At 72.3% G+C, this 11,568-nt stretch carries 10 protein-coding genes; 6 read left to right on the plus strand and 4 right to left on the minus strand.

What is annotated here, in order from left to right; translation table 11 throughout:
- Window positions 1-97: 97 nt before the first annotated feature.
- The 3 genes from ADK64_RS35090 to ADK64_RS35100 all read left to right on the plus strand — a co-directional run bounded on the left by ADK64_RS35090 (window position 98) and on the right by ADK64_RS35100 (window position 3,566).
- Window positions 98-751 carry a DUF4232 domain-containing protein gene (locus ADK64_RS35090; protein ID WP_053665938.1) on the plus strand — a complete coding sequence of 218 codons (654 nt, stop codon included), beginning with the start codon at window positions 98-100 and terminating at the stop codon, window positions 749-751.
- A 259-nt stretch (window positions 752-1,010) separates the two neighbouring features.
- Window positions 1,011-1,799: a carbon-nitrogen hydrolase family protein gene (locus ADK64_RS35095; RefSeq protein WP_053665939.1), complete on the plus strand. Its 789-nt coding sequence runs from the start codon at window positions 1,011-1,013 to the stop codon at window positions 1,797-1,799.
- A 69-nt stretch (window positions 1,800-1,868) separates the two neighbouring features.
- Window positions 1,869-3,566, plus strand: a complete 1,698-nt coding sequence (locus ADK64_RS35100; RefSeq protein ID WP_053665941.1) for a flavin monoamine oxidase family protein — start codon at window positions 1,869-1,871, stop codon at window positions 3,564-3,566.
- A gap of 43 nt (window positions 3,567-3,609) precedes the next feature.
- Here the strand turns inward: ADK64_RS35100 and ADK64_RS35105 are convergent, their stop codons facing one another.
- From ADK64_RS35105 to ADK64_RS35115, 3 genes are all read right to left on the minus strand, one after another.
- Window positions 3,610-4,539, minus strand: a complete 930-nt coding sequence (locus tag ADK64_RS35105) for an LLM class F420-dependent oxidoreductase (protein WP_053665943.1) — start codon at window positions 4,537-4,539, stop codon at window positions 3,610-3,612.
- Between the two features lie 104 nt (window positions 4,540-4,643).
- Window positions 4,644-5,336 (minus strand): DUF5995 family protein, encoded by a 693-nt coding sequence (locus ADK64_RS35110; RefSeq protein ID WP_053665959.1) that lies wholly within the window; start codon window positions 5,334-5,336, stop codon window positions 4,644-4,646.
- Window positions 5,337-5,434: 98 nt separating this feature from the next.
- Entirely contained in the window at window positions 5,435-6,826 is a 1,392-nt protein-coding gene (locus ADK64_RS35115) for a uracil-xanthine permease family protein (protein ID WP_053665945.1), read from the minus strand.
- Between the two features lie 134 nt (window positions 6,827-6,960).
- Between ADK64_RS35115 and ADK64_RS35120 the strand changes: the two genes are divergently transcribed.
- Both ADK64_RS35120 and ADK64_RS35125 read left to right on the plus strand, forming a co-directional pair.
- Entirely contained in the window at window positions 6,961-8,265 is a 1,305-nt protein-coding gene (locus ADK64_RS35120) for an alginate lyase family protein (protein WP_053665947.1), read from the plus strand.
- A 109-nt stretch (window positions 8,266-8,374) separates the two neighbouring features.
- Window positions 8,375-8,833, plus strand: a complete 459-nt coding sequence (locus ADK64_RS35125; protein ID WP_053665949.1) for an acyl-CoA thioesterase — start codon at window positions 8,375-8,377, stop codon at window positions 8,831-8,833.
- On the opposite strand, the gene ADK64_RS35130 is transcribed toward ADK64_RS35125, so the two are convergent.
- Complete coding sequence (locus ADK64_RS35130; protein ID WP_053665951.1) at window positions 8,793-10,007, minus strand: MFS transporter; 1,215 nt, start codon at window positions 10,005-10,007, stop codon at window positions 8,793-8,795. The genes ADK64_RS35125 and ADK64_RS35130 overlap by 41 nt on opposite strands.
- A 150-nt stretch (window positions 10,008-10,157) precedes the next feature.
- Here ADK64_RS35130 and ADK64_RS35135 point away from each other — a divergent pair, with 150 nt between their 5' ends.
- Window positions 10,158-11,492: an ROK family transcriptional regulator gene (locus ADK64_RS35135; protein ID WP_053665953.1), complete on the plus strand. Its 1,335-nt coding sequence runs from the start codon at window positions 10,158-10,160 to the stop codon at window positions 11,490-11,492.
- The last annotated feature ends 76 nt before the right edge of the window (window positions 11,493-11,568 follow it).

Genomic DNA, 11,568 nt, shown 5'->3' on the forward strand with positions numbered 1-11,568 from the left:
ACGGCACAAGGGCCCGCGGCTGTCTCACCGGGCGGCAAGTGACCAGTGCCGCTTCCTGCCTGCGGGCAGGGGAGCGGCAACGCCCTGAAGGGGAACCATGCGCGTCCAGAAGCTCTCGCTGCTCGCCATCGCCGCTGTCGCCGGTCTGTCGCTCACCGCCTGCCAGGGCAGTGACAACGGCTCCTCCGGCTCGAAGGACTCCTCCGCCCCGAGCCAGAGCGCCGGCGCGCAGGACTCCGGTTCCCAGGGCTCAGGTTCCCAGGCCACCGGCGGCAGCGGCGCGGCCTCCGGCAAGGGCACCAGCACCGGAACCGGCAGTTCCGGCTCGGCCGGCGGCGGCACGGCCGTGGGCGGCGGTTCCGGCGCGTGCAAGACCTCCCAGCTCGCGCTCAGCACCTCCGGCGGCATGGCGCAGGGCGAGCTGATCGTCAACCTGAAGAACACCGGCTCCGCCACCTGCTCCCTCAAGGGCTTCCCCGGCGCCGACCTCAAGAGCAAGGACGGCACGATCAGCGCCCACCGGAGCAAGATCGCCCCGGTGCCGGTCAGCGTCAGGCCGGGCCAGGAGACCCGCTTCACCCTGCACTACCCGCCGAACAACTCCGGCGGCTCCGGCGAGACCTTCACCAGCCTGATCGTCACGCCGCCCAACGAGACCCACTCGCAGACCCTGCCGGTCACCATCAACGTCCCCGTGTCGGACGGCACCGGCCCCGCGATCACCGTCGACCCGGTCGGCACCGGCAAGTAGCGGGCAGGAGCAGGGCCCGGCGGCGGGGGCCGCCGGAGCACGGCCCCCGAAGGTCTCGTACCCCCGTCCGTGACCTGCGTCTCAGGGGGTCTCGGGGAGGACGGGGACCGATCCCCGGGGCGCGCAACGAATCGCCGCCCCGCCCCCGCTCCACGCAACGAACCGCGCACAGGCGCGCAACGGCTCCTTCTTGTCCGGCCGAGTGTGGCGACCGTACCTTCTTTACGGCCCCATAACCCCCGTCCGGTGAGGATCACGCATGCGCACCGCCTTGCTCCAGAGCTCCGGCCGCCCCGGCTCGGTCGCCGAGAACCTCGAGGTCCTCGACGCGGCCGCGGGCCGGGCCGCCGCAGCGGGCGCCGCGCTCCTCGCCGCACCGGAGATGTTCCTGACCGGGTACGCGATCGGCGACGACATCGGCCGCCTCGCCGAGCCTGCCGACGGCGCCTGCGCCGACGCGATCGCCGAGACCGCCACCCGGCACGGCGTCGCGATCGCCTACGGCTACCCGGAGCGCGACGGCGAGACCGTCTACAACTCCGCGCAGCTGATCTCCGCCGACGGCACCCGGCTCGCGAACTACCGCAAGACCCACCTCTTCGGCTGCTTCGAGCGCGACCACTTCACGCCGGGCGAGCAGCCGGTCGTCCAGGCCGAGCTGAACGGCCTGACCGTGGGCCTGATGATCTGCTACGACGTCGAGTTCCCGGAGAACGTCCGCGCCCACGCCCTGGCCGGTACGGACCTCCTCGTCGTCCCGACCGCGCAGATGCACCCCTTCCAGTTCGTCGCCGAGTCGATGATCCCGGTGCGCGCCTTCGAGAACCAGATGTACGTCGCCTACGTCAACCGGGTCGGCCAGGAAGGGGAGTTCGAGTTCGTCGGGCTCTCCACCCTCGCGGGTCCCGACGGCATCGCCCGCACCCGGGCCGGCCGCGCCGAGCAGCTGGTCTTCGCCGACGCCGACCCCGCCTTCCTGGCCGCGTCCCGCGAGGCCAACCCGTATCTGAAGGACCGCCGGCCCGGTCTCTACGGGTCCCTGGCCTGACACCCCCGAGCTTCCCCCTGAACTTCTGAACTTCCCCCCGAGTTCTTTCGCGCAAGGAGTCCGTACCCCATGACGTCCACGGTGCCCAACGCCGTCGAGCACACCGGCGAGCAGCAGCCGCCGATCACCATGTTCGGCCCGGACTTCCCCTACGCCTACGACGACTTCCTCGCCCACCCGGCGGGCCTCGGCCAGATACCCGCGACCGGGCACGGCACCGAGGTCGCGGTCATCGGCGGCGGTCTGTCCGGCATCGTGGCCGCCTACGAGCTGATGAAGATGGGCCTCAAGCCCGTCGTCTACGAGGCCGACGAGATCGGCGGCCGGCTGCGCACGGTCGGCTTCGAGGGCTGTGACGAGTCGCTGACCGCCGAGATGGGCGCGATGCGCTTCCCGCCGTCCTCGACCGCCCTCCAGCACTACATCGACCTGGTGGGCCTTCAGACCCGGCCCTTCCCCAACCCCCTGGCCGAGGCGACCCCTTCGACGGTCGTCGACCTCAAGGGCGAGTCGCACTACGCCGAGACCGTCGACGACCTGCCGCAGGTCTACCGCGATGTCGCCGCGGCCTGGAACAAGTGCCTGGACGAGGGCGCCGACTTCTCCGACATGAACCGCGCCATGCGCGAGCGCGACGTCCCGCGCATCCGCGAGATCTGGGCGAAGCTGGTCGAGAAGCTCGACAACCAGACCTTCTACGGCTTCCTCTGCGACTCCGAGGCCTTCAAGTCCTTCCGGCACCGCGAGATCTTCGGCCAGGTCGGCTTCGGCACCGGCGGCTGGGACACCGACTTCCCCAACTCCATCCTGGAGATCCTGCGCGTCGTCTACACCGAGGCCGACGACCACCACCGGGGCATCGTCGGCGGCTCCCAGCAGCTGCCGCTGCGGCTGTGGGAGCGCGAGCCGGAGAAGATCGTCCACTGGCCGTACGGCACCTCGCTGAAGTCCCTGCACGCGGACGGCGAGCCGCGCCCGGCCGTGACCCGGCTGCACCGCACCGCGGGCAACCAGATCACCGTGACGGACGCGAACGGCGACATCCGCACCTACCAGGCGGCGATCTTCACCGCCCAGTCCTGGATGCTGCTGTCCAAGGTCGCCTGCGACGACTCGCTCTTCCCGATCGACCACTGGACGGCGATCGAGCGCACCCACTACATGGAGTCGAGCAAGCTCTTCGTGCCCGTCGACCGGCCCTTCTGGCTGGACAAGGACGAGGAGACCGGCCGGGACGTCATGTCGATGACGCTGACCGACCGCATGACCCGGGGCACCTATCTGCTGGACGACGGCCCGGACAAGCCCGCCGTCATCTGCCTCTCCTACACCTGGTGCGACGACAGCCTGAAGTGGCTGCCGCTGTCCGCGAACGAGCGGATGGAGGTCATGCTGAAGTCACTCGGCGAGATCTACCCCAAGGTCGACATCCGCAAGCACGTCATCGGCAACCCGGTGACCGTCTCCTGGGAGAACGAGCCCTACTTCATGGGCGCGTTCAAGGCCAACCTGCCCGGCCACTACCGCTACCAGCGGCGTCTGTTCACGCACTTCATGCAGGACCGGCTGCCCGAGGACAAGCGGGGCATCTTCCTCGCCGGCGACGACATCTCCTGGACCGCCGGCTGGGCCGAGGGCGCCGTCCAGACCGCGCTGAACGCGGTCTGGGGCGTCATGCACCAGCTGGGCGGGACGACCGACCCGACCAACCCCGGCCCGGGTGACGTCTACGACGAGATCGCCCCGGTGGAGCTTCCCGAGGACTGACCGGGAGCGACGGGAACACCGACCAAGGCGTGGGCGGCCGGCCTCAGACTCCGGCCGCCCGCGCCTTCTCAAACACCTCGGCGGCCACGTCCTTCAGCTCCTCCGCGTCCCGCGCGGCGCCCTGGAGGTCGATGAGGATCTCGTCCAGGCCGACCGCCGCGTGCTCCACGAGGTCCGCCACGATCTGGTCGACACTGCCCTGGAACGGGCTGCGGTCGGCGCCCTCGTACGGCTTCGCCTCACGGGCGGTGTTCACCCGCAGCACCGACCGGACGGGCCTGGTACGGCCCCGCTCCTCGGCCAGCTCCCGCAGCTGCCGCCACTGGGCGGCTAGCTGCTCGGCCCCCGTGGCCACCGGCAGCCAGCCGTCGGCGTGGTCCACCAGCCGGCGCAGCGCCCGCTGGTTGCCCGCGGCCAGCAGAATCGGGATCGGTCGCGCGGGCTTGGGTCCGACCGCCGCGGAGGCGATCTTCGTGAGAGTGCCGTCGTAGACGACCGGATCCGGTCCCCACACCGCCCGGCACACCTCGATGATCTCGTCCAGCGCCTTGCCCCGCTCCTCGAAGGGACGGACGGAGGAGGCCGCGTACTCGTCCAGGGACCAGCCGGTGCCGAGGCCCGCGACCACCCGCCCGCCGCTCGCCGCGTCCAGTGAGGCGAGGGCCTTGGCGAGCTGGAACGGCACGTGCAGCGGCGCCACCAGGACGCTGGAGCCCAGCTCCGCCCGCTCGGTGGCCGCCGCGGCCAGGGTGAGGCTGACCAGCGGGTCCGCCACGTTGCGGTACCGGTCCGGCCACGGGACCCCGTCCATGCCGTACAGCCCCTGCGTGGCGGGCTCGGGGAACAGGGCACGCTCGAAGACCCACAGGCTCTCGTAACCGATCCGCTCGGCGGCGCGGGCCACGTCGGGCACGTCCTCGCCGAGGGAGTACTGCTGCATCTGGGGGAGACCGAGACCGAGCCGGGTTGTCATGACCACTCCTCTGCGATGGGGTGCAGGATGTCAACGTACGGCGGTGGCACGGCTGTTCCGAGGCGGCTCGCGCGGGTGCCGGATCCGGACAGGTCCGGCCCGGCTCAGATCAGCTCCGGGAGCGGTGTGAGCAGCATCCGGCCCGCGAGCCCCACGGCCGCGTCCAGCCGGTCGGTGAACTCCTCGGCCACCTCGCCGCAGTGGCGCAGCGCCCACAGCGCCCGCGCCGCCGCCCAGGTCGCGTCCCGGGCCCGCTCCAGGCTCCAGGAGCCCACCAGATGGGTGAGCGGGTCGGCGATCTGGAGCAGGTCGGGCCCCGGCATCAGGTCCTCGCGGATGCGCTCCTCCAGCGATACGAGGAGGTCGCCCACGCGCTCGAACTCGTCCTCCAGATCGGCCGGTTCGCAGCCGAGCGTGCGGCAGGCGTCCACCACGGCGAGCGCCAGGTCGTGCCCGATGTGCGCGTTGATGCCCGCCAGCGCGAACTGCAGCGGCCGTACCCCGGGATGGCGGCGGAGCTGGAACAGCGGCCGCCAGCAGGCGGGCGGCCGGCGGTCCGCCGCGGCCGTGTCGACCGCCGCCAGATAGCGCTCCGCGAACCGCACGTCCAGCGCGGTCGCCGCCCGCGGGTCCGGGAACTGCCCGGCGTCCAGGCGCCGGTCGACCTCCTCGGTGACGGTGAGGTAGACGCGGTTGAACACGGCGATCCCGTCGTGCTCGGGCAGGGTCGCGTCGAGAGCGCGCATCCGCGAGACGACCGTGTCGACGGAAGTGCTGAACTGTTCCAACTGCGCCATGGGGAAAGAGTCCCAGCCCCGGGCCGGCCGGCGCTCCGACCGGCCCGGCGCTTCGCCGGAACGGGGGAACGCCGTCCAGGACACGGCCGCACGATCGCCTACGCGTCGGCGCCCGGCTCCTTCGCGTCGTAGCTGGACGTGCCCTCGTCCAGCAGCGGTTCCTGCTTCTTCAGATGGGCGGGGGCGAAAGCGCGCAGCGCGTGGTAGCCGGTGATGACCACCAGGGTGCCGAGGGCGATGCCGCTGAGCGAGAAGTTGCTGGTGAACTTCATGCTGACGTTGCCGACGCCGATGATGATGCCCGCGGCGGCCGGCACCAGGTTCAGCGGGTTGCGCAGGTCCACCTTGGCGTTGAGCCAGATCTGGGCGCCGAGCAGGCCGATCATGCCGTAGAGGATGACGGTGATGCCGCCCAGCACCCCGCCCGGGATCGCGGCCACGACCGCGCCGAACTTCGGGCAGAGGCCGAAGAGCAGGGCGAAACCGGCGGCGGCCCAGTAGGCGGCGGTGGAGTAGACGCGGGTCGCGGCCATCACGCCGATGTTCTCGGAGTAGGTGGTGTTCGGCGGGCCGCCGACCGCGGTGGACAGCATGGAGGCGACGCCGTCCGCCGAGATCGCCGTACCGAGCTTGTCGTCCAGCGGGTCACCGGTCATCTCGCCGACCGCCTTGACGTGGCCCGCGTTCTCCGCGACCAGGGCGATGACGACCGGCAGCGCGACCAGGATCGCCGACCACTGGAAGGACGGCCCGTGGAAGGACGGCAGGCCGATCCAGTCGGCCTTGGAGACGCCGGAGAGGTCGAGGCGCCAGTGGTCGGCGACCTTGCCGCTCGGGCTCATGGAGTGGATCTTGCCGAAGATCCGGTCGAACACCCAGGAGATGCCGTACCCGAAGACCAGGCCGAGGAAGATCGCGATACGGGACCAGAAGCCGCGCAGACAGACCACGGCCAGCCCGGTGAAGAGCATGACCAGCAGGGCGGTCCACTGGTCCTGCGGCCAGTAGGTGGAGGCGGTCACCGGGGCGAGGTTGAAGCCGATCAGCATGACGACCGCGCCGGTGACGATCGGCGGCATGGCCGCGTGGATGATCCGCGCCCCGAAGCGCTGCACCGCGAGCCCCACCAGGAACAGCGCCACGCCTACGACGAACACCGCGCCGGTCACCGTGGCGCTCGTACCGCCCTGCGCGCGGATGACGGCGGCCACACCCACGAACGACAGGGAGCAGCCGAGGTAGCTCGGCACCCGGCCGCGGGTGGCGAGCAGGAAGATCACGGTCGCCACGCCCGACATCATGATCGCCAGATTCGGGTTCAGGCCCATCAGGACCGGAGCCACGAAGGAGGCGCCGAACATCGCGACCACGTGCTGGGCGCCCAGGCCCACCGTACGGGGCCAGGAGAGCCGTTCGTCGGGGCGTACCACCGCTCCGGGCGCGGGCGTGCGCCCGTCACCGTGCAGTTTCCAGCGCACGCCGAGGTTCATGGTGGGGTTTCGCTTTCTTACGTACGTGAAGACGGTCCGGACCATTGTCACGGGTAACGAGCGGCTCTACGCTCGCACGGCCCTACTCATGAACTGAGTTCACATATCTGATCAGTGACAGATCGGAGTGCTTGATGAGTGGAAGAGCCCGTGCGGCCGCTCTGCTGGCCGCGGTGGTGACGTTCGGGACCGCGCTCGTCCCTGTCGCGCACGCCGCCGCCCCTTCGTCCGCGCGCGCCGGGTCCCCGGCGTCCGCGCACGCCGCGCCGAAGGTCCCGAGGACGGCCGTGCTCGACGGCGCCCGCCTCCAGCAGACCCGCGCCCGCCTGGACCACGACCCGCAACTCCGGCGCACGGTGAAGGACTTGACCACCCGCGCCGACACCTGGCTGGACCAGGGTCCCTGGACCGTCGTCGACAAACCGCGCCCCGCGCCCGGCGGCGACGTCCACGAGTATCTGAGCCAGGCCCCCTACTGGTGGCCCACGACCACCCCCACCGCCGACAACCCCTGGGGCTGCCCCTACGTCCAGCGCGACGGGCAGCGCAATCCGGAGGTCGACAGCGGAACGGACCGGCAGGACGCCGAGAAGGTCTTCGACTCGACGTACGATCTGGCGCTCGCCTGGTACTACACCGGCAGGAGCGCCTACGCCGAGAAGGCCGGGCAGATCCTGCGCACCTGGTTCCTGGACCCGGCCACCCGGATGAACCCCGACCTGGAGCACGCCCAGTTCATCCCCTGCAAGTACGACGGCCGGGCCATCGGCATCATCGACTTCTCGCAGTCGTACACGAGTGTCCTCGACGCCCAGGCGATCCTGGCGGCCGGCGCCCCCGGCTGGAGCACGCAGGACCGCACGGCGATGGGCAAGTGGAACACCGGCTTCCTGGACTGGCTGAAGAACAGCGACTTCGGCCACGAGGAGGGTGCCGCCGCCAACAACCACGGCACCTTCTACGACATGCAGCTCGCCGCCCTCGCCTATGCCGCCGGCGACACCGCCCTCGCCCGGCGGACCGTGCTCGACGCCCGCGCCAAGCGGATCGACCCGCAGATCGCGGCCGACGGCAGCCAGCCCCAGGAGCTCACCCGCACCCGCAGCTGGCACTACTCGACCTTCGACCTCGTCGCCTACACCCGGCTCGCGGACATCGGCCGGCACGTGGGCGTGAACCTGTGGGCGTACCAAGGCCCGGACGGGCAGAGCCTGTTCAAGGCGGTCGACTATCTGCTGCCGGCCGCGACGGGCGCCGCCGCGTGGCCGCATCCGGAGCTGGAGTTCGACCGGTACGCGGCCTGCGACATCGTGCACGCGGCGGCCGACGCGGGGGACCAGGCGGCCCGGCGGGCGGTCCCGAAGCTGGCGGCGCCGCCCGGCGGTGACCTCTGGGCGCTGCGGCCCGCCGCCGAGCAACTGGACTCCATCGCGGGCTGAACTCGTCTGGCCAGGGGCTTCCCGGACAGGGTTCCTGAGCGGTCGCTTAGTATGGAATGTGCCCAGGGGTGCCACCGCCCCGCACCCGCGATGCCCAGGAGCCCCTCCCGTGACCGCCGAAGCCCCGATCGCGCCCGCCGTCTCCCACGGCCGGCTGATCCCCGTCACCGTGCACTTCGACGACCTCGACGCTCTGGGGCTCCTGCACAACGCCCGCTACCCGGTGATGGTCGAGCGCGCCTGGACCGAGCTGTGGAACGAGCACGGCGTCCGCTTCGACGGCGACTGGCACGCGGCCGGCGACGCCTGCAACGCGGTGCGCGAGCTGCGCATCAGCTACGAGGCGCCGGTGACCAGCCCCGGCGGCTACGCCGTCCACCTGTGGCTGGAACGGCTCGGCACCACCGGCCTGACCTACGGCTTCCGGTTCTGTTCGGCGGACGGGACGCTGACCTACGCCCAGGGCACCCGGGTGCTGGTCCGGCTCGACGCCACCACCATGCGTCCGGCGCCCTGGACCGACGGCTTCAGGGCCGTGGGTCGGCAACTGCTGCGGCCGGCCGGCTGACCCCGGCCCGGCCGCCGCGCTCGGCGCTGCGCAGCACACCCGCGAACACCGCGAGCCCGCACGCCAGCGCGGTCACCACGCAGAACGACACCACCAGACTGGCCGCCTGGGCCACCCCACCGATCAGGCTCGGCGCGATCAGCCCCGAGGTGTAGGTGATCGTCGCCACGCCCGCTATGGCCTGGCTGGGGTTCGGCCCGGCGTGCCCGGCCGCCGCGAAGCACAGCGGTACGACCACCGCGATGCCGAGCCCCATCAGCCCGAACCCGGCCATCGCCACCGCCGGTTGCCCGGCGAGCACGACGAGCAGCCCGCCCAGTACGGCCAGCACACCACCGGCCCGGACGGTACGGACCGCGCCGAACCGGTTCACCACCGCGTCGCCGGCGATCCGGGCCGCCGCCATGGTCAGCATGAAGCCCGTCGTGCAGGCCGCCGCCACGCCGGCCGAACTGTCCAGCCGGTCCCGCAGGAACACCGCCGACCAGTCGAGGCTCGCGCCCTCCGCGAACACCGCGCAGAAGCCGACGGTGCCGATCAGCAGCGCCGAGCGGGGCGGCAGCGCGAACCGCGGCGGCGGCTCCTCGTCCTCGGCGGGCTGCAGATCCAGCACCCAGGAGCAGGCCACCAGCCCGAGCACGGTGAGCACGGCCGAGGCGAGCACGAAGTGCAGCCGGGCGTCCGCGCCCAGGTGGGCGGCGAGTGTGCCGGCCGCGGAGCCGGTCAGCGCGCCCGCGCTCCACATGCCGTGCAGCCCCGACATGATCGACTTGCCGAGCCGTCGCTCGACCTCGACGCCGAGCGCGTTCATCGCGACGTCCGCCATGCCCGCGCTCGCGCCGTAGGTGAACATCGCCAGGCACAGGGTGTACAGGTTCGGCGCCAGCGACGGCAGGACCAGCGCCAGTGTCCACAGCGCGAGCAGCCCGCGCAGGGCCGTGCGGCTGCCGAAACGGTGGCTGATCCGGCCCGCGAGCGGCATCGCGCACGAGGCGCCCAGCGCCGTGAAGGCCAGCGCGAAGCCCAGCCGGCCCGCACCGAGCGAGGCATGGTCCTGGATCCACGGCACCCGAGTGGCGAAGGAACCGGTCACGGCGCCGTGCACGGCGAAGACGGCCGCCACGGCGTACCGGGCGCGCCTCACCTCGTCGGGCGCGTATCCCACCTCACTCATGTCCAGTCCCTCCCCAGGGTCGCCGGTGCGGCACGCGCCGTAAACTATCAGGTACCCTGCCTGATAGATAGACGGTGTGACGGCCGCTGTCCCGGGCGGCGTCGATCGAGGAAGGTCGCCCACCGCCGCCGATCTGGGAGGATTCCCGTCATGCCCGCATCACCCAGCACCGCCCGGGCCATCAACGACCGGCTGGCCCTGCGACTCCTGCAGCAGGAAGGCCCGCTGACGGCAGGACAGTTGAAGCAGCTGACGGGACTGTCCCGGCCCACGGTCGCCGACCTCGTCGACCGGCTCACCGCCGCCGGACTGATCACCGTCGTCGGCGAGTCCGGCGAGCAGCGCCGCGGCCCGAACGCCCGGCTCTACGGCATCGTCGCCGACCAGGCCCACCTGGCCGCGCTCGACGTGCGCACCGAGGGTGTCTTCGTGCTGGTGTCGGACCTGGTCGGGCGGGTGCTCGCCGAGACGTCCGTCCCGATCGGCGGGGACACGGGGACCGGGCCGGCCGTGGAGCAGGCGGTGGCCGCGGTGGAGAGGACGGCGAAGGAGGCGGGCGCGGACCGGCTGCACACGGTCGGCATCGGCGCACCGGGCCTCATCGACCCGGCCACCGGCGACCTCCGTGACTCCGGCGGACTCCCCGCATGGCACCGCAGCCTGGCCGCCAACCTGCACGAACGGCTGCCCGGGGCCCGCGTCACCGTGGAGAACGAGACCAACCTCGCCGCCCTGGCCGAACAGCGTGAGGGTGCGGCCCGGGACCGGGACACCTTCGTCCTGCTCTGGCTCGGGCACGGCGTCGGCGCGGCGGTCGTCCTCGACGGCACACTGCGCCGCGGTGCCTCGGGCGGCACGGGCGAGATCGGCTTCCTGCCGGTCCCGGGCACCGGCTCGCTCCCCTCGGCGACGGACTGCGACGGCGGCTTCCACTCGCTGACAGGTGCGGCGGCGATCGCCTCGCTGGCCACGACCTGCGGCCTGCCGACGCCGGCCAGGACGGACGGACCGGGGGCGGCGGCGGTGGTGCGCAGGGCGGTGGAGACGGTGACCCGTGCGGGCGCGGACGCGGGTCGCCGGGAAACGGCACCGGCACGGACGCCTCGCCATGTCCCTGGTGCGGCTGCCCGCCCCGAGGGGTACGCCGAGTCCGATCACGGCGAAGGCTCCGCCCCAGCCGCGGCGATCCCCGGTGACCACCCGGCCGGCCGCTTCCTTCACGCCCTCGCCGACCGGATCGCCGTGGGAGTCGCCTCCGTCGTGGCCGTCCTCGACCCCGGCTGTGTGGTGCTCGGCGGGGAGGCCGGGCAGGCCGGCGGCGCGGTGCTCGCGGGGCTCGTGGCGGAACGGCTGCGCCGGATGTCACCGCTGCCCACGGAGGTACGGGCGAGCACCCTCGGCGGCACGGCCGTACTGCGCGGAGCGCTCCTGACCGCCCGGGACCACGCCCAGAACGAACTGTTCACACCCCCGGACCGGACGTAGCCGAACCCGACCGACCGACCGACCGCCCGCCCGACCCGGCGGCCCGCGGCCCTCCCCCCCCGGCCGGACCGGAGCG

This window comes from Streptomyces sp. MMG1121 (genome assembly GCF_001280015.1).
GTDB lineage: Bacteria > Actinomycetota > Actinomycetes > Streptomycetales > Streptomycetaceae > Streptomyces.

Excerpts from the sequence above, each read along its gene's own strand:
- ADK64_RS35120 (WP_053665947.1), top strand. The coding sequence starts at position 6,961 with ATGAGTGGAAGAGCCCGTGCGGCCGCTCTGCTGGCCGCGGTGGTGACG.
- ADK64_RS35110 (WP_053665959.1), bottom strand. The coding sequence starts at position 5,336 with ATGGCGCAGTTGGAACAGTTCAGCACTTCCGTCGACACGGTCGTCTCG.
- ADK64_RS35130 (WP_053665951.1), bottom strand. The coding sequence starts at position 10,007 with ATGAGTGAGGTGGGATACGCGCCCGACGAGGTGAGGCGCGCCCGGTAC.
- ADK64_RS35100 (WP_053665941.1), top strand. The coding sequence starts at position 1,869 with ATGACGTCCACGGTGCCCAACGCCGTCGAGCACACCGGCGAGCAGCAG.
- ADK64_RS35115 (WP_053665945.1), bottom strand. The coding sequence starts at position 6,826 with ATGAACCTCGGCGTGCGCTGGAAACTGCACGGTGACGGGCGCACGCCC.
- ADK64_RS35105 (WP_053665943.1), bottom strand. The coding sequence starts at position 4,539 with ATGACAACCCGGCTCGGTCTCGGTCTCCCCCAGATGCAGCAGTACTCC.
- ADK64_RS35090 (WP_053665938.1), top strand. The coding sequence starts at position 98 with ATGCGCGTCCAGAAGCTCTCGCTGCTCGCCATCGCCGCTGTCGCCGGT.
- ADK64_RS35095 (WP_053665939.1), top strand. The coding sequence starts at position 1,011 with ATGCGCACCGCCTTGCTCCAGAGCTCCGGCCGCCCCGGCTCGGTCGCC.
- ADK64_RS35135 (WP_053665953.1), top strand. The coding sequence starts at position 10,158 with ATGCCCGCATCACCCAGCACCGCCCGGGCCATCAACGACCGGCTGGCC.